Raw genomic sequence first — 23463 nt, forward strand, 5'->3', positions numbered from 1 at the left:
CAACGAAAGGGAGAGGCATTCTCCCTCTCCACACTTCCATAAGCGACAAATAAAGCGGTTTATGCTTACATTTATTTTACGTTGAATCCTACCAACGGTAATGAGCAAATGCTTTGTTAGCTTCTGCCATTTTATGAGTGTCTTCACGTTTCTTAACAGATGCACCAGCGTTGTTAGCTGCATCTAAGATTTCGTTAGCAAGACGCTCTTCCATAGTTTTTTCACCACGAAGACGAGCGTAGTTTACTAACCAACGAAGACCTAAAGTTGTACGGCGTTCTGGACGAACCTCAACTGGAACTTGGTAGTTAGCACCACCAACACGACGAGCGCGTACTTCAAGAACAGGCATGATGTTCTTAAGAGCTTGCTCGAATACTTCCATTGGCTCTTTACCAGTACGTTCGCTTACGATATCGAACGCATTATAAAGAATTGTTTGAGATTTACCTTTTTTACCGTCAACCATCATTTTGTTGATAAGGCGTGTTACTAGCTTCGAATTGTACATTGGATCTGGTAACACGTCACGTTTCGCAACAGGTCCTTTACGAGGCATATTGAGTTCCTCCTTTCATTTTAAAGTTATTATTTTTTAGCAGGTTTTGGTCTCTTAGTACCATATTTAGAACGTCCTTGCATACGTTTGTCAACACCAGCTGTGTCAAGCGCACCACGAACGATGTGGTAACGTACCCCCGGTAAATCCTTTACACGACCACCGCGAATTAATACTACGCTATGCTCTTGTAGGTTATGACCGATACCTGGGATGTAAGCTGTAACCTCGATACCGTTTGTTAAACGTACACGAGCGTATTTACGTAACGCTGAGTTAGGTTTCTTTGGAGTCATTGTACCAACACGAGTACATACACCACGTTTTTGAGGTGCAGAGATATCAGTTGATTTTTTCTTTAAAGAGTTGAACCCTTTGTTTAACGCAGGTGATTTAGATTTCCATACTTTATCAGTACGACCATTTCTCACTAATTGGTTAATAGTAGGCATTTGATTATCCTCCCTTCGCATTTTTGTATGACCACATATCCAGGTGGTTCATTATTAGTTGAAAACAAAGTTTTTGCAAGGGAGAGCAAATGCTCTCTCCTCACAAAAACAGTTTTAACTTATTATTCCTATTGCTGAAGCTCCCACTTGAATCCCCGAAACTTTTCCAAGTTTACGAACTGATTCAACTTTGGTTATGGGTATGTTATGTTGCAATGCAGTACGAATGATAACATGGGTTAACCGCATATCAGCATCTTCCGCAATGACAACTTCTTTAACTATACCATTTTTGATTGCCTCCAATGTGCGTTTATGACCAACGACTACATTTTCAGCATTTGACACTTTTTGATAAGACATATAAATATCCTCCAAAGCATCGTTCAGGAGCAACCTTGCTTATAGTAACATTTTGACTCATACAATGTCAACTAGGATTAACTGTTTTTATACAAAATTTACGACGGAAAATTTTACTGTTCCACGTAAACTTCATCGTTTTCTACATTCATGTCGTCTTGTGTTGTTTTTACAAGATCCACTTTGCGATAACGATTCATACCTGTTCCAGCAGGAACAAGTTTACCGATAATAACATTTTCTTTCAATCCTAGAAGCTCATCACGTTTACCCTTAATCGCTGCATCAGTTAAGACACGAGTTGTTTCTTGGAACGATGCTGCAGATAAGAATGAATCTGTTTCAAGTGAAGCTTTTGTAATACCAAGTAGAACAGGTCTAGCTGTTGCTGGTTGTTTACCTTGCAGTAACACCTTCGCATTCGCATCAGTAAACTGATGGATATCTAGTAATGTTCCTGGTAATACATCTGTTTCACCTGCATCACTTACACGAACTTTACGTAACATTTGGCGTACCATTACTTCTACGTGCTTGTCACCAATTTCTACCCCTTGCATACGGTATACTTTTTGAACTTCACGTAATAAGTATTCTTGGACTGCCGTAATGTCCGTTACTTTTAGTAATTCTTTCGGATCAATAGAACCTTCTGTTAACTCTTTACCGTGGCTAATTTGCTGTCCTGGAATTACTTTCAGACGAGCACCGTAAGGAATAGCATACGTACGAGCTTCAACTTCACCCTGTACAACTACTTCTTGGCGATCTTTAACATCGTTGATCGCTGCGATAACACCGTCGATTTCACTGATAACTGCCTGACCTTTCGGATTACGAGCTTCGAAGATCTCTTGGATACGAGGTAAACCTTGAGTGATATCATCTCCGGCAACCCCACCTGTATGGAACGTACGCATCGTTAACTGTGTACCTGGCTCACCGATAGATTGAGCTGCGATAATACCTACCGCTTCCCCTACTTCTACGTCTGTTCCAGTTGCTAAGTTACGACCGTAACACTTCTTACATACACCATGGCGAGTGTTACACGTGAACGCTGAACGAATGTTGACAGTTTCAACACCCGAGTTTTCAACGATATGAGCGATATCTTCAGTAATTAATTGATTTTCAGCAACCAATACTTCACCTGTTTCAGGATGTTTTACAGTTTTTCTTGCAAAACGTCCAACAAGACGATCATATAGTGACTCAATAACTTCATTACCCTCTTTAATCGCACCAATTAATAAACCGCGATCTGTTCCACAGTCATCTTCACGGACGATTACATCTTGTGCAACGTCAACAAGACGACGTGTTAAGTAACCAGAATCGGCAGTTTTAAGTGCTGTATCGGCAAGACCTTTACGCGCACCATGCGTAGAGATGAAGTACTCAAGTACTGTTAAACCTTCACGGAAACTTGATTTGATCGGAAGTTCGATGATACGACCAGATGGATTGGCCATCAGACCACGCATACCAGCAAGCTGAGTAAAGTTAGATGCGTTACCACGGGCACCGGAATCACTCATCATGAAGATTGGGTTGCGTTTATTCAAGGACTTCATCAGTTTTCCTTGGATAACATCTTTTGCATTACTCCAAATAGAGATAACGCGATCGTAACGTTCTTCTTCCGTGATTAAACCGCGACGGAATTGTTTAATTACATTATCTACTTTTGCTTGTGCTTCGTGGAGAATTTCATCTTTTTCGCCTAATACAAGAATGTCAGATACCCCAACTGTAATACCAGCTTTTGTAGAGTATTTGAATCCTAAGTTTTTCATACGGTCAAGCATGCGAGACGTTTCTGTAATTTTGAAACGTTTAAATACTTCCGCAATGATGTTACCAAGGATTTTCTTGCTGAATGGCGCCACTTCTTCGCGACTAGCAATAATTTCTTTAATGTTCGCACCTTTTTCAACGAAATACTTCGCTGGTGTTTCTTTTTCAAGGTTTGAATTTGTTGGTTCATTAATATAAGGGAACGACTCTGGTAAGATTTCGTTAAATATTAATTTACCAACTGTTGTTAATAGAAGCATGCTCTTTTGCTCTTCAGTAAATGTTGCGTTGTTTACTGCACTTGCAGCAACTGCAACACGTGTATGAAGATGTACATATCCATTTTGGTATGCAAGTAATGCTTCGTTTGCATCTTTGAAGACCATACCTTCACCGATTGCACCTTCACGCTCAAGTGTTAAGTAATAGTTACCTAATACCATATCCTGAGATGGAGTAACAACTGGTTTACCGTCTTTCGGGTTCAAGATGTTTTGTGCCGCTAACATAAGAAGGCGAGCTTCTGCTTGTGCTTCTGATGATAAAGGTACGTGAACGGCCATTTGGTCACCGTCAAAGTCCGCGTTGTATGCAGTACATACAAGTGGGTGAAGACGGATCGCGCGACCTTCTACTAATGTAGGTTCAAACGCCTGGATACCAAGACGGTGAAGTGTTGGTGCGCGGTTTAGAAGTACTGGATGTTCTTTAATCACAGATTCTAAAACGTCCCAAACTTCAGGTTGTACACGCTCGATTTTACGTTTCGCACTCTTAATGTTGTGTGCTAATCCTTTTTCAACTAACTCTTTCATTACGAAAGGTTTGAACAGTTCAAGTGCCATCTCTTTTGGTAATCCACATTGGTACATCTTTAAGTTCGGTCCTACAACGATTACAGAACGGCCAGAGTAGTCAACACGTTTACCTAATAAGTTTTGACGGAAACGTCCTTGTTTACCTTTAAGCATGTGAGATAGTGATTTTAATGGACGGTTACCCGGTCCAGTTACTGGACGGCCACGACGACCATTATCGATTAATGCGTCTACAGCTTCTTGTAACATACGTTTTTCGTTTTGAACGATGATGCTTGGGGCACCTAAGTCCAATAGACGTTTTAAACGGTTGTTACGGTTAATTACACGACGGTATAAGTCGTTTAAGTCAGAAGTAGCAAAACGTCCACCATCTAACTGTACCATTGGGCGTAGTTCTGGTGGGATTACTGGTAGAACATCTAAGATCATCCAAGATGGCTCATTTCCAGAGTTACGGAATGCTTCTAATACTTCTAGACGTTTAATAGCACGAGTACGGCGTTGTCCTTGTGCTGTTTTTAATTCTTCTTTTAAGAAGTCTACTTCTTTATCTAAATCGATGTCTTGTAATAGCTTTTTAATCGCTTCTGCACCCATAGCAGCTTGGAATGTGCTACCATATCGATCACGATATGCACGGTATTCTTTTTCAGAAAGTAATTGCTTCTTATCAAGTGGTGTATCTCCACTTTCTGTTACAACATAAGAAGCGAAATAAATTACTTCTTCAAGCGCGCGAGGGGACATGTCTAAGACAAGTCCCATGCGGCTCGGGATACCTTTGAAATACCAAATATGAGATACAGGAGCAGCTAATTCGATATGACCCATACGTTCACGACGTACTTTTGCACGCGTTACTTCAACACCACATCGATCACAAACTACACCTTTATAACGTACACGTTTGTATTTTCCGCAATGACATTCCCAGTCCTTTTGTGGTCCGAAAATACGCTCACAGAACAAGCCGTCTTTTTCAGGCTTTAACGTACGATAGTTAATTGTTTCTGGTTTCTTAACTTCACCGTATGACCAAGAACGAATCTTGTCAGGTGAAGCAAGTCCAATCTTCATATATTCAAAGTTATTTACATCTATCAAGGGGCCTACCTCCCTTTTAGTCTACAGGTTATCCCAATTATTCCTTAGTTGTCTCAACTTCGACATTCAATTTATCTGCTGATTGATGATCATCGTCATCTTCCGTATCACGCATTTCAATTTCTGTATCGTCGCTAGACATCATTTTAACGTCCATACCTAAACTTTGCAGCTCTTTAATCAATACTTTGAATGATTCAGGAACGCCTGGTTCTGGAACATTTTCGCCTTTAACAATTGCTTCATACGTCTTAACACGTCCAACAACATCATCAGACTTCACTGTTAAGATTTCTTGAAGAGTATAAGCAGCACCGTAAGCTTCAAGTGCCCAAACCTCCATCTCACCGAAACGCTGTCCACCGAACTGAGCTTTACCTCCAAGAGGCTGCTGCGTTACAAGTGAGTATGGTCCAGTAGAACGAGCATGAAGTTTATCGTCAACCATGTGCGCAAGTTTGATCATATACATGACACCAACAGATACGCGGTTATCGAATGGTTCACCAGTACGTCCGTCATACAGGATTGTTTTCGCGTCATTTGCCATACCAGCTTCTTCAATCGTGCCCCAAACATCTTCCTCACGAGCACCATCGAATACTGGTGTTGCAATGTGAATGCCAAGGTATCTTGCTGCCATACCAAGATGAAGCTCTAATACCTGACCGATATTCATACGAGATGGTACCCCTAATGGGTTTAACATGATATCGATTGGCGTACCGTCTGGTAAGTAAGGCATATCTTCTTCTGGTAAAATACGAGAGATAACACCTTTGTTACCGTGACGTCCGGCCATTTTATCACCTTCAGAAATTTTACGTTTTTGAACGATATATGCACGTACAAGTTGATTCACGCCTGGTGGCAATTCATCGCCATCTTCACGGTTGAATACTTTTACGTCTAAGATAATACCGCCACCACCGTGTGGTACACGTAGTGATGTATCACGTACTTCACGTGCTTTTTCTCCAAAGATAGCATGTAATAGACGTTCTTCAGCTGTTAATTCTGTTACACCTTTAGGTGTTACTTTACCAACAAGTAAATCTCCATCTTTTACTTCTGCACCAACGCGAATGATACCGCGCTCGTCAAGGTTACGTAATGCGTCTTCCCCAACGTTTGGAATGTCACGTGTAATTTCTTCTGGTCCAAGCTTCGTATCACGAGCTTCTGACTCATATTCTTCAATATGAATAGAAGTGTACACATCATCTTTTACAAGGCGCTCACTCATGATGATCGCATCCTCGTAGTTATAACCGTCCCAAGTCATGAAGCCAACAAGCACGTTACGTCCAAGTGCTAGCTCACCTAATTCCATAGAAGGACCATCCGCAAGGATTTCACCTTTTACAACTTCATTTCCAACACTTACGATTGGACGTTGGTTGTAACAAGTTCCTTGGTTAGAACGAATGAATTTTTGCATTTTGTAGCGATCTAAGTCGCCTTTTACTGTTTGACCGTCAACTTCTACATAGCGACGTACCCAAACTTCACGTGCTTCTACGCGCTCAACAACACCAGGGTGTTTACAGATTACTGCAGCACCTGAGTCTTTTGCTGATACGTACTCCATACCTGTACCTACAATCGGAGATTCCGGATTCATTAACGGAACCGCCTGACGTTGCATGTTCGCTCCCATAAGTGCGCGGTTAGAGTCATCGTTTTCTAAGAACGGAATACAAGCTGTCGCTGCCGACACTACTTGTTTTGGAGATACATCCATGTAGTCGATGCGCTCTCTATTTGTCACAATGTTTTCACCGCGGAAACGAGCTACGATATCTTCACTTAGGAATTCACCTTCATCAGATAATTTCATATTCGCTTGGGCTACAACATAGTTATCTTCTTCATCTGCCGTTAAGTAATCAACTTGCCCTGTTACAAGACCAGTTTCTGGGTCAACACGACGGTATGGTGTTTCAATGAAACCAAACTCATTTACTTTCGCGAACGAAGATAATGAGTTAATCAAACCGATGTTTGGTCCCTCTGGTGTTTCAATCGGACACATACGACCATAGTGAGAGTAATGAACGTCACGCACTTCAAAGCCTGCGCGCTCACGCGTTAAACCACCGGGTCCTAATGCAGATAGTCTTCGTTTGTGAGTTAACTCTGCTAATGGGTTTGTTTGGTCCATGAACTGAGATAACTGAGAACTTCCGAAGAACTCTTTAATAGATGCAATAACAGGACGAATATTGATTAGTGCCTGTGGTGTAATTGCATTTGTATCTTGGATCGACATTCTCTCACGAACAACACGTTCCATACGAGAAAGACCGATACGGAATTGATTTTGTAATAGTTCTCCAACAGAACGCAGACGACGGTTTCCTAAGTGGTCGATATCATCTGTATCCCCTACTTTATATAGTAGGTTGAAGAAGTAACTGATAGAAGCAAGGATATCACCTGGTGTGATGTGTTTTACATCACGAGTAATATTTGCATTACCAATTACGTTAATTACGCGCTCGCCCTCTGACTCAGGAGCATAAATCTTAATAGATTGCAGCTCAACATCGCCTTCTACCACTCCACCCATTGGTTTCGCTGTTTTGAATCCAATGTTTTTCTCTAAGTAAGGTAAAATGCGATCAAGTGTACGACGATCTAAGATTGTTCCTTCTGCCGCTAAAATTTCACCAGTTTCTGGATCCACTAACGTTTCAGCTAAACGTTGATTAAACAATCTGTTTTTAATGTGTAACTTCTTGTTGATCTTGTAGCGACCTACATTTGCTAAATCGTAGCGCTTTGGATCGAAGAAACGAGACACAAGTAAGCTCTTAGCATTTTCTACTGTTGGTGGTTCACCAGGACGTAGACGCTCATAAATTTCAAGCAATGCTTTTTCTGTGCTATCTGTGTTGTCTTTTTCCAATGTGTTGCTTAAGTATTCGTTATCACCTAAAAGCTCGGTGATTTCTTGATCAGAGCCAAACCCTAATGCGCGTAACAAAACAGTTACAGGAAGTTTACGCGTACGGTCAATACGCACATATACAACATCCTTAGCATCTGTCTCATACTCTAACCAAGCTCCGCGGTTTGGAATTACAGTAGCAGTAAAACCACGTTTTCCGTTTTTATCCACTTTGCCACTATAGTATACGCTTGGAGAGCGAACTAACTGGGAAACGATAACACGTTCTGCACCGTTAATTACGAATGTTCCAGTCTCTGTCATGAGTGGGAAATCTCCCATGAACACATCTTGTTCTTTTACTTCACCAGTTTCCTTGTTGATTAGACGCACTTTTACACGAAGTGGTGCTGCATACGTCACATCACGCTCTTTGCATTCGTCTACAGAGTATTTAGGTTCACCTAAGCTGTAGTCGATAAATTCAAGCGATAGATTTCCCGTAAAGTCTTCAATCGGAGAAATGTCTTGGAACATTTCTCGCAAACCCTCATCAAGAAACCACTGATAAGAAGAGGTTTGAATTTCGATAAGATTTGGTAACTCTAATACTTCACTAATACGGGCATAACTTCTTCGTTGGCGGTGGCGTCCGTATTGAACTAGTTGACCTGTCAACTGCTTCACCCCTCAAATCATGAGTATTATAAATGCACAAAAAAATTTGTGCAAAATCACAAATAAATACAACTACTGCTATTAGCGTAGTCTTTTTTCTCTTAAAGATAAATACGTTGAGTCTTTCTACCTGCTCAAAAAAGAAAAATGGCTTCTATAAGAAAACCATCATTCTGTTTCATAATCTGCTGATTTTACTATCTTTTCCAAGAGAAACAAAAATATACATCTTTCTCAACGCAGAAAATCATATATTGGCATTGTATAATGTTAACATAGCCAAAAATAACCGTCAACGTTTTTTTGATTTTATGATATAATATCCTTTTTTCTTTTCTACAACTTCGACTTCAGAAAATACTTCTTCTAGTTTTTTCAGCGCAGATGGTGCACCTTGCTTCTTTTGAATAACAATCCACAACTCTCCACCTGGAACTAAATGATCTACAGCTTTTTCTAAAATCTCATGCACGATATCTTTACCTGCACGAATTGGAGGATTAGATAGAATAGCAGCATACATACCATCTACATTTTCATAGACGCTACTTTGAAAAATGTGTACATTTCCAATTCTATTGTTAGCGGCATTTTCTTTCGCAAGCTCAAGTGCCCTTTCATTCACATCCACCATGTGAACTTTACGGTCTTGAAACTCTTTCGCCAACGATAAACCAATTGGTCCATATCCACAACCTACGTCTAATATATCACCTTTAATATCCGGCACTTGAAACGCTTCAATTAAAAGACGAGAACCAAAGTCCACTTCGTTTTTCGAGAACACCCCACGGTCAGATAAGAAAGTAAATTGAGATCCACGAAGCGTAAATTCCCATCGCTTACGATCACTTTTACTAGAAGGGTCGTTAGAAAAATAATGGTCTGCCATATGGCCACCTCTTTTCTTTACAGTTAAAAAAAAAGCTCGCATGAGAGCGAGCTTTTTTTAAAGCATCAAAAGTTAATTACTTAACTTCTACAGCAGCGCCAACTTCTTCAAGTTTAGCTTTGATTTCTTCAGCTTCTTCTTTAGCAGCAGCTTCTTTGATTACTTTTGGAGTGTTGTCAACTAATTCTTTAGCTTCTTTTAAGCCAAGACCAGTGATTTCACGAACAACTTTGATAACTTTGATTTTTTGTGCACCAGCGCTAGTTAGTTCCACATCAAATTCAGTTTTCTCAGCAGCAGCTTCTCCAGCGCCACCAGCAACAGCTACAGGAGCAGCAGCAGTTACGCCGAATTCTTCCTCGATAGCTTTTACTAAGTCGTTAAGTTCTAATACAGTCATAGATTTAACTGCTTCAATGATTTGTTCTTTAGTCATTGTAAATATCCTCCCTTAAATAGGTTTGTATTGTTTTATCGATAATACGTAATTATCTTTTAAAAAATTAAGCGCCTTGCTCTTCCTTTTGGTCTGCAACTGCTTTAGTAGCAAGTGCAAGGTTACGGATTGGAGCTTGAAGAACGCTAAGAAGCATAGAAAGTAAGCCTTCACGTGATGGAAGAGTAGCGATAGCTTTAACCTCATCAAGTGTTACAAGTTTACCTTCGATTACGCCCGCTTTAATTTCTAAAGCTTCATGATCTTTAGCGAAGTCGTTTAATACTTTCGCAGGAGCAACTACATCCTCGTTACTGAACGCGATTGCGTTTGGTCCTGTTAAGAATTCATTTAACTCAGCCATTTCAGCAGATTCTGCAGCACGACGAGTTAGAGAGTTTTTGTAAACTTTGAACTCAACGCCAGCTTCACGTAATTGCTTACGTAATTCTGTTGCTTCAGAAACTGTTAAACCACGGTAGTCAACAACGATTGTAGATTTACTAGCGCGAAGTTTGTCCGCGATTTCAGTTACAACTTGTTGTTTAGTTTCGATTACTTTGCTCATGTTATTACACCTCCTGTAGATTATATAGAAGATGTACCGAAAGTGCACTAAAAACCTCCATGCCCAACTTGTAGACATGGAGGCATATAGTCACAGAAAAAAATTCCGTTTCGTATATTAACACCTAGGTAGGAAATTAAGTCTATCGACACCTACTGTCTACGGTACACTAATTAAATTCACAACATAAATGATTATATAAAAACTTCTTTATGAAGTCAACTTCCAAAATTTACGCTAATGTAGAAACGTCTACACGTACGCCAGGTCCCATTGTAGAAGCAACTGTTACGTTCTTCATGTAAGTACCTTTTGCAGCAGCTGGCTTAACTTTTTGTAAAGTGTCAGCAATTGTTCTGAAGTTTTCTACTAATTTAGCATCTTCGAAAGATACTTTACCGATTGGAACATGGATGTTACCAGCTTTATCAACGCGGTATTCAACTTTACCAGCTTTGATTTCGTTAACAGCTTTAGTTACATCGAAAGTAACTGTTCCAGTTTTAGGGTTTGGCATTAAACCTTTAGGTCCTAATACGCGACCAAGTTTACCAACTTCACCCATCATGTCAGGAGTTGCTACTACTACATCGAAATCGAACCAACCTTGTTGGATTTTACCGATGTAATCAGCATCGCCTACGAAGTCAGCTCCAGCAGCTTCAGCTTCTTTAGCTTTTTCGCCTTTAGCGAATACTAATACACGTTGTACTTTACCAGTACCGTGTGGAAGAACAACTGCACCACGGATTTGTTGGTCAGCTTTCTTAGGGTCAACACCTAAACGGAATGCAGCTTCTACAGTTGCATCAAATTTAGCTGTGTTTGTTTTCTTTACTAATTCTACTGCTTCTGTTGCAGAGTAAGCAGCTGCACGATCAACAAGCTTTGCAGCTTCTACGTACTTTTTACCTCTTTTAGCCATTTTTATTTCCTCCTCGAATGTGGTTTTAGCGGAATAACCTCCCACGTTTACGCTTATTTTCAGGTATAACCTGAGGATGCGCGCCACCCATTTATTTAAAAACGATAATCATTTACGATAATAAAGGTTGCGAATTGGAATTCCAGACCCGCAACCTTTTTTAAAAAACAAATCGAATTAGTCTTCGATAACGATGCCCATACTGCGTGCAGTACCTTCAACCATACGCATTGCAGCTTCTACACTAGCAGCGTTAAGGTCAGGCATTTTAGTTTCAGCGATTTCGCGTACTTTATCACGCTTAACAGTTGCCACTTTATTACGGTTTGGTTCACCAGAACCAGACTCAATACCAGCTACTTTCTTAAGAAGAACAGCAGCAGGAGGAGTTTTAGTAATGAAAGTGAATGAACGGTCCTCAAATACCGTAATTTCAACAGGGATGATAAGACCAGCTTGATCAGCTGTACGAGCGTTAAACTCTTTACAGAAGCCCATGATGTTAACACCTGCTTGTCCTAATGCTGGACCAACTGGTGGAGCTGGGTTAGCTTTACCTGCAGGAATTTGAAGCTTTACCATTTTAATTACCTTTTTAGCCACGAGACACACCTCCTTAAGTCCGTGATGTGGTCAATTGGACAGTGATTTGCCCTCCCACGTCATATTTTATCTGTAAGGATAAAATCTTTCAAAAAACGTCTCCGATAACGAAGACGTACTGACTTAAAAGATATTATCACTTTTTACAATTCATTTCAAGTTTCATTTTATAATTTTTCAATTTGATGGAAGTCAAGTTCAACTGGAGTCTCGCGACCAAACATGTCCACAAGCACGCTAACCTTTTTCTTCTCCACATCAATTTCTTCGATAGCACCTGTATAATCTGCGAATGGTCCCTCATTTACACGTACTGTCTCATGAAGTTCAAAGTCGAAATCAACCACTTCATTGTCCATTCCCATATGTTTCATAATGGTAACAACTTCCTCTTCTAATAGAGGTGATGGTTTAGAACCTGAACCAGAAGAACCAACGAACCCAGTTACACCTGGTGTGTTACGTACAACATACCAAGAGTCATCAGTCATGATTAATTCTACTAATACATAACCTGGGAACACTTTTCTTTTCATTAATTTTTCTTTACCGTTTTTCATTTCTACTTCTACTTCTTCCGGGACAACAACACGGAAAATTTTATCTTGCATACCCATTGATTCTACACGTTTCTCTAGGTTTGCTTTTACTTTATTTTCATATCCAGAATAAGTATGGACAACATACCAACTTTTTTCCATTCATTTAGGACGAGCGTCCTTCCCTCCCTGACGTACATTTTTTTGCGCAAATGAAAAAACCCGTTCACCGGGCTTTTACACAGTTCTTATAAATAACATTATATCATGGATAAGTGCTTCTTATTCAAGAATTAACCAAGAATTAACCGAATTAAAGAAGAAATGCCCATATCAACCACTGCGAAGAAAATCGCAAAGAAGACAACTGTTGCAATAACAGTCGCTGTTGAACGGAGTAATTCATCTTTTTTAGGCCAACTTACTTTTTTCATTTCGCGACCTACATCGCCGAAAAAGTTCGTTAAACGCATCTACGGGACCTCCAGTGTATTATTTCAATTATTTATTTTGTTTCCTTGTGAACTGTATGCTGATTGCATGTTTTACAGAATTTCTTTATTTCAAGTCGCTCTACTGAGCTCGTATCTTTCATCGTAGAGTAGTTTCGATTTTTACACTCTTCACATGAGAGTACAACTTTTTTCCTCATTAGTTACACCAACCTTGTAACATTATGTCCCTAAAAATGTATCATACAACAAAAGACAATGTCAATGTCATGCCTTTTGTACTCTCCACAAAAAGAAAACAGGTGATTTTTTACACCTGTAGCACTTGTTATGAATTTAAAGTGGTACTCTCTCTCATTTCCATATATCGTTCCAATTTCCGCTTCACCCTCTGTAAAGCATTATCAATAGATTTCACATGTCTATTTAACTGTTCCGAAATCTCTTGATAAGAACGACCATCTAAATATAAAGAAAGCACTTTCCTTTCTAAATCGCTTAATAATTCAGATATTTTAGATTCTATGTCTGTATATTCTTCCTGACTTATAATCATTTCTTCAGGATCAGTTACCTTCGCTTCCGAAATAACATCTAATAATGTCCGATCAGATTCCTCATCATAAATCGGTTTATCTAAAGACACATATGAATTTAACGGAATATGCTTTTGCCTGGTTGCTGTTTTAATAGCGGTAATAATTTGTCGAGTGATACACAGTTCAGCAAATGCTTTGAATGAAGATAGCTTGTCCTCTTTATAATCACGAATCGCTTTAAACAACCCAATCATACCTTCTTGAACAATATCTTCTCGATCGGCACCCACTAAGAAATAAGATCTCGATTTCGCGCGAACAAAGTTCTTATATTTGTGAATCAAATATTCTAGAGCGTCAGTATTACCTTTTCGAACTAACTCAACGATTGCCTCATCTTCTAAATCACGAAATGTAACGTCGCCTACACTTACGAAGCCTGCTTCCACCTTGATCCCTCCGACCGCTATTTATTTAGCAATATTATACAGTAAAAAGATAAAGAGCGTCAATGCTTCAACGCTCTCCTCTTCTTAATTTTTCTAATTTTTCTGTAATATCTTTACTAAATATCTTTCGCATGGCGGGTTGCTTCTCTTTTGTATCTTGTGTACGTCTTCTTACTTGTTGCTCCATCGCTTGTACTTCTAACTCTAACTCACGTGCAGATTTCCGAAGAGCACCTTGTGCAAATATAACCCATTGTTCCGTATAATCAGAAGTTGCAACGTATATTTGCGTATTTATATTTCTAAGCTCAATCGCAAGTTGCTCTATCTTTTCATCTGCAGTTTGATTCTTCCTCGTGAATATAACTTCCACACGCGATTGTTTCATCTTTTTTTCAATACCGTGGACTGTATACGCATCGAAGACTATCATTACCTTTGTACCTGTGTAACCTTGGTAATCCGCCATCTTATCAATCAGTGCATCTCTTGATGATTGCAAATCTACATCCCGTAGTTTCTTCAAGTCTCCCCAAGCTCCAATAATGTTGTAACCGTCAACGATTAAAATATCGTTCATTTTTTATTTACCAATTTCGTTACGTTTACGATATACCTCATACATTAACAAACTTGCGGCTACTGAAGCATTTAAGGATGTAACTTTACCAACCATCGGTAAAGTAATTAAGAAATCACATTTTTCACCAATAATACGACTCATACCTTTTCCTTCACTTCCAATTACTAATCCAATTGGCATTGTACCATCTAAATTACGGTAATCTGTTTTCCCTTTTGCATCTGTACCAGCAATCCAAAGTCCACGCTCTTTTAATTCATCGATTGTACGAGATAAATTCGTTACGCGCGCAACAGGAATATATTCAATTGCTCCAGTAGATGCTTTCGCAACTGATGCTGTAAGTCCTACCGCTCTTCTTTTCGGAATAATAATTCCATGAGCGCCTGTTGCATCCGCAGTACGCATAATAGAACCTAGGTTATGCGGGTCTTCAATTTCATCTAAAATTAAGAAGAACGGATCTTCATTACGCTTCTCTGCTACTTTAAATAAATCTTCTAACTCAGCATATTGATATGCAGCCACTTGAGCAATTACACCTTGATGGTTCCCCTCAACTAATTGATCTAACTTCTTCTTTGGCGCATGTTGTAAAATAATCTTATTTTCTTTCGCTAGTGCTAGTACAATTTGTACTTGTCCTTTGGCAGCACCTTCCGCGATCCAAATTTTATTAATATCTCTTCCTGATCGTAACGCTTCAATTACAGGGTTACGTCCGATAATATATTCACTACTCATGATGATGTGCCCCCTTCCTTTTCTTCTAAAACAGCAATTGCCTTATATACAATTTCGTCTAATCTTTCACGATTATTTAATAAGTGATGATAACCAATAAGCGCTTCAAAAGCTGTACTATGTCGATATGTTTGTACATCCGTATTTTTCGGAACAGTACCTGAATTAGCATTACGCCCTCTTCTTAGTACCGCTTCTTCTTCTTCAGTTAAAAATGCTGTCTCTAATAAATGATAAACAACTTTCGCCTGTGCTTTTGCCGAAACAAAGCTTGTCCCTAATCGATGTAATTGATTAGGACGAACTTTCCCTTTTTGAAGTAGGTGATAGCGGATATATTGTTCATACACCGCATCACCCATATATGCTAACGCTAAGCTGTTTAATTGCTTTGCATCAATCATTCTTATCCTCTTTTCCATCTTGTACCTTGAGCGGTATCTTCTAAAATAATATTACGATCTTTTAAATCATCGCGAATTTGATCTGATAATGCAAAATCACGATTTTTACGAGCTTCAATACGTTTTTGAATAAGCGCCTCAATTTCTTCATCGAGTAACTCTTCTTGCGCTAATTCTAACCCTAAAATATCAAATAATGTTTCAAGTTGTTTTACGTATGCTTCAATTACTACTGTAGACGTATGTTCTTCCAGTAAATATTGATTTGCATGATTTGCTACATTATATAACTCAGTGATTGCATTAGCTGTATTGAAGTCATCATTCATCGCTTCTTCAAATGCAGTCTGGAATTTTTCCAGTTCAGCTAACCATTTCTCATTATGATCTGTTAAATCCGTACTACTTTCCATACGGTGTTTCAAGTTACCGTAAGCCGTTTTAATTCTTTCCAGCCCGTTATTTGTGCTTTGTAATAACTCTTCACTGAAATTAATTGGATGACGGTAATGTACTGATAGCATAAAGAATCTAATTAACTGCGGATCATATTGCTTAATGATATCGTGAACTAAAATGAAGTTCCCAAGTGACTTAGACATCTTCTCATTATTAATATTAATATATCCATTGTGCATCCAATAACGTGCAAATGCTTTTCCTGTTAACGCCTCAGATTGCGCGATTTCATTCTCATGATGAGGAAATGCCAAGTCTTGACCACCAGCGTGAATATCAATTGTGTCCCCTAAGTATTTACGTGCCATTGCCGAGCATTCAATATGCCAACCTGGACGACCTTTCCCCCAAGGGCTTTCCCAGAAGATTTCTCCTTCTTTCGCCGCTTTCCATAAAGCAAAATCAAGAGGGTCTTGTTTCTTTTCTCCTACTTCAATGCGCGCACCGTGACGTAAGTCTGCGATTGGTTGATGAGATAGTTTACCGTATCCTTCGAATTCCTTCGTTCTAAAGTACACATCACCTTCTGATTCATATGCATATCCTTTATTCACAAGTTCTTGAATAAATTCAATAATGATATCCATATTTTCCGTTACACGCGGATGAACCGTTGCATGTTTGCAACCTAGAGCCGTTACATCCTCAAAGTACGCTTCAACGAAACGGTCAGCAATTGTTGGCACATCTTCACCTAACTCATTTGCTGCTTTAATTAATTTATCATCTACGTCTGTAAAATTAGATACATACTGCACATCGTATCCTTTATATTCTAAATAACGGCGTACCGTATCAAATACCATAGGTGGTCTTGCATTCCCAATGTGAATGTAGTTATAAACTGTAGGTCCGCATACATACATCTTTACCTTATTTTCTTCTAATGGAGTAAACTCTTCCTTTTGACGTGTTAACGTATTATAAATGTGAATAGTCATTTTTATCCTCCCTTTCTACCTTTACTTCAAGTTGTTTTTTCAATTTATCAAGTTCTACTTCCATAACCTTTAATTTATCAAAAATTGGGTCTGGAAGGTCAGAATGATTTAATTCTTGACCGATCTTTACTCCATTTTGAATAACGACCCGGCCAGGTATACCCACAACTGTAGAGTGTGCAGGGACTTCTTTTAATACGACAGATCCTGCTCCAATTTTAGAATTCTCTCCAACTGTAATAGAACCTAGTACTTTGGCACCTGTTGCAATTAATACATTATCCTGAATTGTAGGGTGCCTCTTTCCTTTTTCTTTACCCGTACCACCTAATGTAACCCCTTGATAGATTGTTACATTATCACCAATTTCGCACGTTTCTCCAATTACAACCCCCATTCCATGGTCTATGAAAAAACGACGACCAATTGTTGCTCCTGGGTGAATCTCAATGCCAGTAAAGAAACGACTAACTTGTGAGATCCAACGTGCAATAAAGAAGAAATTCTTTTTATAAAAAGCATGCGCAATTCGATGGGCCCAAACTGCATGTAATCCAGAGTAAGTCAAAATGACTTCGAAATAATTTCTTGCCGCTGGATCCTGTTCAAAAACGACTTCAATATCTTCCCGAAGCCTCTTAAACATCGACGTTCCCTCCCCTTTATGGGCTGCTTTTTCGAGTGAACTAACTCCCTACTTATCTCCCTAAGTCTTTATACATGCGGATAAAACTTATACTCACATCCAGTTTTACGGTATAAAAAAAGACGCCTCTGTCATATTGACAGAGACGCCTTATAAGCGCGGTTCCACTCTGTTTAGGCTAAAAAAGCCTCAAACTCATCTCTGATAACGGTGTACACCGCTTCTGCTTACTTTACGCCCTAAGACGTTTCGCAAAACAATTTGCTGTTCAGCAGAAGACTCGAAGGGGCATTTCAAAAATCCGCTTATAAACCACTTCCAGCCTAAAGGTGGTTCTCTCTGTAAAAAGCCTGATTTTCTACTTCTCCTTCTCGTCGCTTTTCCTTATTAGGTTTTAAGTATACTTATTATATTTCTAAACCTAGAAAATGTTAACCAATTACTTTTTGAAGACGATTTAAAACTTTTTCTTTTCCAAGAAGTGCAATAGCATTAGGAAGCTCTGGTCCATGTGTTTGGCCAGTAGTTGCAACACGGATTGGCATAAATAAGTTTTTACCTTTATGACCTGTTTCCTTTTGAACTGCTTTAATAGCCGCCTTAATTGCTGCAGGTTCCATCACTTCTAGTGCTTCTACTTGACCAGCAAATGCACGAAGTACTTCTGGTACTTGTTCACCTTTTAATACTTCTTGTCCTTCTTCCTCATGATCAACATGATCTTTGAAGAACATTTCAGAAAGCTCTACAATTTCAGCTCCAAAGCTCATTTGTTCATGATATAACGCAATTACATCACGAATCCAAGCTTGTTCTTGTTCACTTAAAGTTTCACCTATACGTCCAGCTTTCACTAAATGCGGTAAGCTTAATTCCACCACCGTATCTAAATCTTGCTTTTTCATATATTGGTTGTTCATCCATTTTAGTTTTTGAGAATCAAATAATGCAGGTGATTTTGATAAACGAGCTGCATCAAACATTTTGATAAACTCTTCTTGAGAGAAGATTTCTTCTTCTCCTACTGGCGACCAACCTAGTAATGCAATAAAGTTAAAGATTGCTTCTGGAAGATATCCAAGCTCTTTATATTGCTCAATAAATTGAATAATCGATTCATCACGCTTACTTAATTTTTTACGGCTTTCATTTACAATTAAAGTCATATGACCGAATTGTGGAATATCCCAACCGAAAGCTTCATAAATCATCATTTGTTTTGGCGTGTTTGAAATATGGTCATCACCACGAAGTACGTGTGTAATTTCCATTAAGTGATCATCTACTGCTACTGCAAAGTTATAAGTTGGAATTCCATCTTTTTTCACGATAACGAAATCACCGAAATCATTTGAATGGAATGCAACTTCATCTTTTACAATATCTTTAAATGTGTAATCACGGTCAGCTGGTACACGGAAACGAATACTTGGAATACGTCCCTCAGCTTCAAATTCTTTCACTTGCGCTTCAGTTAAATCACGGTGGTTACCTGCATAACGAGGTGTTTCACCACGAGAGATTTGCCCTTCACGTTCTGCTTCTAGCTCTTCTTCTGTCATATAACATTTGTAAGCTAAGCCACGCTCTAATAAATCTTCATATAATTTTTTATAAATATCTAAACGCTCTGTTTGACGATATGGTCCAAATTCACCACCAACATCAACACCTTCATCCCAGTCCATACCGAGCCATTTCAAGTATTTTAATTGGCTTTCTTCTCCACCTGCAACATTACGTTTTACATCAGTATCTTCAATACGAATAATAAACTTACCATCTTGATGACGAGCAAATAAATAATTAAATAATGCCGTACGCGCATTTCCGATATGTAAGTGTCCTGTTGGACTTGGCGCATAGCGCACTCTCACTTGCTTTTCCATAATTGGTACACCTTCCATTCTTAATGTCAACACATTCTATAATTGTACACCAAACAAATGTGATTATCCATCTTACGAATTAAAAACCATTATTTTTTCTGCAATAAAACAACTGCTTGAGAAGCAATTCCTTCTTCTCTACCTGTAAATCCTAATTTTTCTGTTGTTGTTGCCTTTACATTGATATTATCAATAGACGTTTCTAATAGTTCACTAATGCGTTTACGCATACTTTCAATATGTGGTGCCATTTTTGGCTTTTGAGCAATAATTGTACAATCTAAATTCCCTAACTCATAACCTTGGTCACGCACAAATTCCCAAACCTTTTGCAGCAATACAGCTGAATCAGCATCCTTAAAGGCAGGATCTGTATCAGGGAAATGTTTTCCGATATCTCCTGCTGCAATCGCACCTAAACATGCGTCCGCGATCGTATGTAACAATACATCTGCATCAGAATGACCAATTAATCCTTTCTCATGGGGAATTGTAATTCCGCCAATAATTAATGGTCTACCTTCCGCGAATTCATGCACATCAAAACCTTGTCCAATTCGAAACATTCTTTACATCCTCCTCGAGCTAAACTACTGAGCTTTATGATTCTATATTATATCGCTATCCTTATAAAGAAAAGCCCGGCCGTTGCCGAGCTTTTCTTTGCTATAATCATTGCTATCATTTCTTTTGAACGTGAAGAAAACTTTCAGCAATTAGTAAATCCTCTGGAGTCGTCACTTTAATATTATAGTAACTCCCCTCTACTACACCTACTTGCTTCCCTATACGTTCTACAAGACTTGCATCATCTGTACCAAGGAAACAGCTCTGCTTCGCGCTTCTATGAGCTTCTAATAAAAGAGAAACAGCAAACCCTTGCGGTGTTTGTACAGCTTTAAGCTGAGATCTTTCTACCGTTTCAACAACAACACCCTGCTCTACTTTCTTAACGGTATCTTTCACTGGCACTGCACAAATGGAAGCCCCATGTTTTTCTGCTGCAGTTAATACATCTTGAATCACTTTATTCGTTACGAACGGTCGTGCACCGTCATGTACAAGAACATACTCAACCTCACTCGTATGCTGAATCGCGTTATACACACTATCTTGTCTTTCAGCTCCACCTTGAATAAATTGTACTGGCTTTTCAACCCGATACTTCTGCATTAACTCTTCAAAATATGGGCGCTCTTCTTCATTAATTGCCATAATAATATTTTTACATGCCTTATCCTTTTCAAAAGCACGTAACGTATGCACAATAATTGGTACTTCATTAATAAGTAAGAACAACTTATTTTTGCCAGCGCCCATCCGCTTCCCTTGACCAGCTGCTGGAATAATTAATGTATACATATTAATAATCCTCTACTTATAATGCTTTTTCTAATAATTTACGTTTGGCGAAAATCATACGACCTGCCGATGTTTGTAACACACTCGTAACAAGTACATCGAGTTGTGAACCTACATATTCTCTACCATCTTCTACTACAATCATCGTGCCGTCATCTAAATATGCAACACCTTGATTTTGTTCTTTACCATCTTTTACAACATAAACACTTAGTTCTTCGCCTGGGAGCACAACAGGTTTAATTGCATTAGCTAAATCGTTAATGTTTAAAACTGTTACCCCTTGTAATTCAGAAACTTTATTTAAGTTGAAATCATTTGTTACTACCGTTCCACCAGTGATTTTCGCCAACTTTACAAGTTTGCTGTCCACTTCTTGAATATCATCGAAATCGCCTTCATAAATTTCTACCGGAATCGGCATCTCTTTTTGAATACGATTTAAAATATCTAATCCTCTGCGACCACGATTACGCTTTAAAGCATCAGAAGAATCGGCAATGTGCTGAAGCTCTTCTAACACGAATTGTGGAATAACAATTGTTCCTTCTAAAAACTTCGTTTGGCAAATATCAGCAATACGTCCATCGATAATTACACTCGTATCGAGAATTTTCCAGTGGGTTGTAGATTCCTCTACCTCAGTTTCAGTTTCTTCATTCTCACTATTATTATTTTTCTTCTTCCCACGTTGTGGTAATGTAAATAACCCTAGCAATTCATTCCTCTTTTTAAATCCTACTTGGAATCCTAAATACCCAAGTAAAAGAGTAAAGAATACTTGCAACACTGTACTAATAACTGGAATTGTAAATTCACGAATTGGGATTAAAATTAAATATGCAACAATAAGGCCAGAGATTAAACCTAATGTACCAAATAAAACATCTGCTACAGGCGCCTTTACAAGAGCCTCTTCAATATGCTTAATAAGTTGAACAATATAATCTACAAGCCAAAATGTTGTTAAAAATAAAATAATTGCACCAATAATTGCACGAGCATACGATCCTTCCAATAAAGGAACGGCACCGATGTCTAATACATTAATAACTTTTGGGATTAAGTAAATCCCCAACGCTCCCCCGATTACTAGAAAGAAGAGCTGTACAATCCGTTTTAACATCCAACCACCTCCTACTCATTATTAACCATTGTTTCGCTAATCAAAACGCCGAATGCAAAAGCGGACGTGTTTTTTTATAAATAGTTTTATTTACCAATATATCATATCATATACCAAAAGTGTTCTAGTGTCGTTATATTATGGAATCAATGTAATATTCTTAATTGTGTCTACTCATATAGAGATGCTCTTGGATTCTTTTTAGACCTTCTCGTATTTTCTTCGCCCTGACTTCCCCAATTCCTTCCACATCATCTAATTCATTAATAGTTGCCCGACAAACACCTTGCAAAGTTTTAAATCGATTAATTAAATTTTCAATGATAAGTGGTGGAACGCGTGAAATCTTACTGGTGATTCGGTATCCTCTCGGCGTCACACTTTCTTCTAAACTCGTTTGCCCCGGGTAACCAAGCAATTTAACTAAATCGCTATCCTCTAGAAGTTGTGTATTCGCAAGATCTTGTAATTTTTTCAAAATTTGATGATGGTCTTGTGTTTTTTCTTGATAATAATCTTTAATTAACAACGCTGCTTCTGCCTCTAAATCAGCTAGTAGTTCGGTAAGTTGTAAACGAATTAACCTACCTTCTGTTCCTAGTTCATGAATATAGCTTAATATTTCATTTTTAATACGCAGTACCATTTCAACACTATGTAAAACATGAACTACTTCGGACATTGTAACGACTTCTTCAAATTCCAAAATACCCAAATTCGTAATCCCATCATTCCATACAGCCTTATATTTTTCTAGCGTTTGAATAGCTTGGTTTGCCTTTGTTAAAATAACACCTATGTCTTTTAGTGTATAACGTAAATTCCCTTGATATAGCGTAATTACGTTACGTCTTTGTGAAATAGCCACTACAAGGCTACCTGTCTGCTTTGCTACACGCTCCGCTGTTCGGTGGCGCATACCTGTCTCAATAGAGTCGATAGATGACTCCGGAACTAACTGTGCGTTCGCAATTAAAATTTTACTTCCAGTTTCATTTAAAATAAGTGCCCCATCCATCTTTGCTAATTCGTATAAACTAGCAGGAGAGAATGCACAATTAATATGAAAACCTCCATCAACAATACTTTTAATCTGCTCATTATATCCAAGGACAATTAATCCCCCTGTTTGTGCGCGAAGTACATTATCTATCCCTTCGCGCAGTGGTGTTCCCGGGGCAACAAGTTGTAAAATATTAATCATATTTTTGACACGTTGCTTGTTTTCTTCCATAG

At 38.7% G+C, this 23463-nt stretch carries 24 protein-coding genes and 2 other annotated features; all 24 genes read right to left on the reverse strand.

Translation table 11 applies throughout. The features are described 5' to 3' along the window. Positions 1-88 precede the first annotated feature (88 nt). On the reverse strand, positions 89-559 hold the full coding sequence (gene rpsG / locus AC3WVA_RS27545; protein WP_001137493.1) for a 30S ribosomal protein S7: 471 nt from the start codon (positions 557-559) through the stop codon (positions 89-91). Between the two features lie 29 nt (positions 560-588). After that, positions 589-1011, reverse strand: a complete 423-nt coding sequence (gene rpsL, locus AC3WVA_RS27550) for a 30S ribosomal protein S12 (protein ID WP_001142341.1) — start codon at positions 1009-1011, stop codon at positions 589-591. A gap of 114 nt (positions 1012-1125) precedes the next feature. After that, positions 1126-1374 carry a 50S ribosomal protein L7ae-like protein gene (locus tag AC3WVA_RS27555; protein WP_016089671.1) on the reverse strand — a complete coding sequence of 83 codons (249 nt, stop codon included), beginning with the start codon at positions 1372-1374 and terminating at the stop codon, positions 1126-1128. A gap of 113 nt (positions 1375-1487) precedes the next feature. Further along, positions 1488-5099, reverse strand: coding sequence for a DNA-directed RNA polymerase subunit beta' (gene rpoC / locus AC3WVA_RS27560; protein WP_048526366.1), 3612 nt, complete (start codon positions 5097-5099; stop codon positions 1488-1490). Between the two features lie 37 nt (positions 5100-5136). Further along, on the reverse strand, positions 5137-8670 hold the full coding sequence (gene rpoB, locus AC3WVA_RS27565) for a DNA-directed RNA polymerase subunit beta (protein ID WP_029439122.1): 3534 nt from the start codon (positions 8668-8670) through the stop codon (positions 5137-5139). A 292-nt stretch (positions 8671-8962) separates the two neighbouring features. Beyond that, positions 8963-9562 carry a class I SAM-dependent methyltransferase gene (locus AC3WVA_RS27570; protein WP_048526364.1) on the reverse strand — a complete coding sequence of 200 codons (600 nt, stop codon included), beginning with the start codon at positions 9560-9562 and terminating at the stop codon, positions 8963-8965. A 76-nt stretch (positions 9563-9638) separates the two neighbouring features. After that, positions 9639-9998 (reverse strand): 50S ribosomal protein L7/L12, encoded by a 360-nt coding sequence (gene rplL / locus AC3WVA_RS27575; protein WP_000159736.1) that lies wholly within the window; start codon positions 9996-9998, stop codon positions 9639-9641. A 67-nt stretch (positions 9999-10065) separates the two neighbouring features. Continuing rightward, a complete protein-coding gene (gene rplJ, locus AC3WVA_RS27580; RefSeq protein ID WP_000048716.1) occupies positions 10066-10566 on the reverse strand; it encodes a 50S ribosomal protein L10 in 501 nt (166 codons plus the stop codon). A gap of 39 nt (positions 10567-10605) precedes the next feature. Beyond that, positions 10606-10749: a sequence feature (ribosomal protein L10 leader region), on the reverse strand. Between the two features lie 49 nt (positions 10750-10798). Then, positions 10799-11491: a 50S ribosomal protein L1 gene (gene rplA / locus AC3WVA_RS27585; RefSeq protein ID WP_002020168.1), complete on the reverse strand. Its 693-nt coding sequence runs from the start codon at positions 11489-11491 to the stop codon at positions 10799-10801. Between the two features lie 177 nt (positions 11492-11668). Then, positions 11669-12094: a 50S ribosomal protein L11 gene (rplK, locus tag AC3WVA_RS27590; RefSeq protein ID WP_001085872.1), complete on the reverse strand. Its 426-nt coding sequence runs from the start codon at positions 12092-12094 to the stop codon at positions 11669-11671. A 167-nt stretch (positions 12095-12261) separates the two neighbouring features. Further along, positions 12262-12795, reverse strand: coding sequence for a transcription termination/antitermination protein NusG (gene nusG, locus AC3WVA_RS27595; RefSeq protein ID WP_000415794.1), 534 nt, complete (start codon positions 12793-12795; stop codon positions 12262-12264). A 131-nt stretch (positions 12796-12926) separates the two neighbouring features. After that, complete coding sequence (gene secE / locus AC3WVA_RS27600; RefSeq protein ID WP_001241321.1) at positions 12927-13106, reverse strand: preprotein translocase subunit SecE; 180 nt, start codon at positions 13104-13106, stop codon at positions 12927-12929. Between the two features lie 32 nt (positions 13107-13138). After that, entirely contained in the window at positions 13139-13285 is a 147-nt protein-coding gene (rpmG, locus tag AC3WVA_RS27605; protein WP_002070160.1) for a 50S ribosomal protein L33, read from the reverse strand. Positions 13286-13413: 128 nt separating this feature from the next. After that, positions 13414-14073 carry an RNA polymerase factor sigma-70 gene (locus tag AC3WVA_RS27610; protein ID WP_000387198.1) on the reverse strand — a complete coding sequence of 220 codons (660 nt, stop codon included), beginning with the start codon at positions 14071-14073 and terminating at the stop codon, positions 13414-13416. Between the two features lie 67 nt (positions 14074-14140). Next, complete coding sequence (locus tag AC3WVA_RS27615) at positions 14141-14653, reverse strand: NYN domain-containing protein (RefSeq protein WP_000997883.1); 513 nt, start codon at positions 14651-14653, stop codon at positions 14141-14143. 3 nt (positions 14654-14656) lie between these two features. Then, positions 14657-15400, reverse strand: a complete 744-nt coding sequence (gene rlmB, locus AC3WVA_RS27620) for a 23S rRNA (guanosine(2251)-2'-O)-methyltransferase RlmB (protein ID WP_048526363.1) — start codon at positions 15398-15400, stop codon at positions 14657-14659. Further along, entirely contained in the window at positions 15397-15804 is a 408-nt protein-coding gene (locus tag AC3WVA_RS27625) for a Mini-ribonuclease 3 (protein WP_000564261.1), read from the reverse strand. The genes rlmB and AC3WVA_RS27625 overlap by 4 nt, the downstream gene beginning before the upstream one ends. Before the next feature lie 2 nt (positions 15805-15806). Next, positions 15807-17204 (reverse strand): cysteine--tRNA ligase, encoded by a 1398-nt coding sequence (gene cysS, locus AC3WVA_RS27630; RefSeq protein ID WP_098521790.1) that lies wholly within the window; start codon positions 17202-17204, stop codon positions 15807-15809. After that, complete coding sequence (gene cysE / locus AC3WVA_RS27635) at positions 17185-17850, reverse strand: serine O-acetyltransferase (protein WP_048526362.1); 666 nt, start codon at positions 17848-17850, stop codon at positions 17185-17187. Before cysE ends, cysS begins: the two co-directional genes overlap by 20 nt. 138 nt (positions 17851-17988) lie before the next feature. Continuing rightward, positions 17989-18234 (reverse strand) — a binding site (T-box leader). Between the two features lie 47 nt (positions 18235-18281). Further along, positions 18282-19739, reverse strand: a complete 1458-nt coding sequence (gene gltX, locus AC3WVA_RS27640) for a glutamate--tRNA ligase (RefSeq protein ID WP_048526361.1) — start codon at positions 19737-19739, stop codon at positions 18282-18284. Between the two features lie 89 nt (positions 19740-19828). Next, positions 19829-20305 carry a 2-C-methyl-D-erythritol 2,4-cyclodiphosphate synthase gene (ispF, locus tag AC3WVA_RS27645; protein ID WP_048526360.1) on the reverse strand — a complete coding sequence of 159 codons (477 nt, stop codon included), beginning with the start codon at positions 20303-20305 and terminating at the stop codon, positions 19829-19831. A gap of 115 nt (positions 20306-20420) precedes the next feature. Continuing rightward, positions 20421-21101 carry a 2-C-methyl-D-erythritol 4-phosphate cytidylyltransferase gene (gene ispD / locus AC3WVA_RS27650; protein WP_048526359.1) on the reverse strand — a complete coding sequence of 227 codons (681 nt, stop codon included), beginning with the start codon at positions 21099-21101 and terminating at the stop codon, positions 20421-20423. A gap of 16 nt (positions 21102-21117) precedes the next feature. Then, the gene (locus AC3WVA_RS27655; RefSeq protein ID WP_048526358.1) at positions 21118-22227 is read right to left on the reverse strand and encodes a PIN/TRAM domain-containing protein; all 1110 of its coding nucleotides are present in this window, start codon (positions 22225-22227) and stop codon (positions 21118-21120) included. A 160-nt stretch (positions 22228-22387) separates the two neighbouring features. After that, positions 22388-23461 carry a DNA integrity scanning diadenylate cyclase DisA gene (gene disA, locus AC3WVA_RS27660; protein ID WP_048526357.1) on the reverse strand — a complete coding sequence of 358 codons (1074 nt, stop codon included), beginning with the start codon at positions 23459-23461 and terminating at the stop codon, positions 22388-22390. Positions 23462-23463: the final 2 nt, after the last annotated feature.

It is taken from the genome of Bacillus sp. EB106-04-02-XG92, from assembly GCF_058791995.1.

Coding starts and splice junctions, on each gene's coding strand:
- nusG (WP_000415794.1), bottom strand. CDS start 12,795: ATGGAAAAAAGTTGGTATGTTGTCCATACTTATTCTGGATATGAAAAT.
- rlmB (WP_048526363.1), bottom strand. CDS start 15,400: ATGAGTAGTGAATATATTATCGGACGTAACCCTGTAATTGAAGCGTTA.
- ispD (WP_048526359.1), bottom strand. CDS start 21,101: ATGTATACATTAATTATTCCAGCAGCTGGTCAAGGGAAGCGGATGGGC.
- rplA (WP_002020168.1), bottom strand. CDS start 11,491: ATGGCTAAAAGAGGTAAAAAGTACGTAGAAGCTGCAAAGCTTGTTGAT.
- cysE (WP_048526362.1), bottom strand. CDS start 17,850: ATGTTTAAGAGGCTTCGGGAAGATATTGAAGTCGTTTTTGAACAGGAT.
- AC3WVA_RS27625 (WP_000564261.1), bottom strand. CDS start 15,804: ATGATTGATGCAAAGCAATTAAACAGCTTAGCGTTAGCATATATGGGT.
- rpsL (WP_001142341.1), bottom strand. CDS start 1,011: ATGCCTACTATTAACCAATTAGTGAGAAATGGTCGTACTGATAAAGTA.
- AC3WVA_RS27570 (WP_048526364.1), bottom strand. CDS start 9,562: ATGGCAGACCATTATTTTTCTAACGACCCTTCTAGTAAAAGTGATCGT.
- rplL (WP_000159736.1), bottom strand. CDS start 9,998: ATGACTAAAGAACAAATCATTGAAGCAGTTAAATCTATGACTGTATTA.
- ispF (WP_048526360.1), bottom strand. CDS start 20,305: ATGTTTCGAATTGGACAAGGTTTTGATGTGCATGAATTCGCGGAAGGT.
- cysS (WP_098521790.1), bottom strand. CDS start 17,204: ATGACTATTCACATTTATAATACGTTAACACGTCAAAAGGAAGAGTTT.
- rplJ (WP_000048716.1), bottom strand. CDS start 10,566: ATGAGCAAAGTAATCGAAACTAAACAACAAGTTGTAACTGAAATCGCG.
- AC3WVA_RS27615 (WP_000997883.1), bottom strand. CDS start 14,653: ATGAACGATATTTTAATCGTTGACGGTTACAACATTATTGGAGCTTGG.
- AC3WVA_RS27655 (WP_048526358.1), bottom strand. CDS start 22,227: ATGTTAAAACGGATTGTACAGCTCTTCTTTCTAGTAATCGGGGGAGCG.
- AC3WVA_RS27555 (WP_016089671.1), bottom strand. CDS start 1,374: ATGTCTTATCAAAAAGTGTCAAATGCTGAAAATGTAGTCGTTGGTCAT.
- disA (WP_048526357.1), bottom strand. CDS start 23,461: ATGGAAGAAAACAAGCAACGTGTCAAAAATATGATTAATATTTTACAA.
- rpsG (WP_001137493.1), bottom strand. CDS start 559: ATGCCTCGTAAAGGACCTGTTGCGAAACGTGACGTGTTACCAGATCCA.
- rpmG (WP_002070160.1), bottom strand. CDS start 13,285: ATGAGGAAAAAAGTTGTACTCTCATGTGAAGAGTGTAAAAATCGAAAC.
- secE (WP_001241321.1), bottom strand. CDS start 13,106: ATGCGTTTAACGAACTTTTTCGGCGATGTAGGTCGCGAAATGAAAAAA.
- gltX (WP_048526361.1), bottom strand. CDS start 19,739: ATGGAAAAGCAAGTGAGAGTGCGCTATGCGCCAAGTCCAACAGGACAC.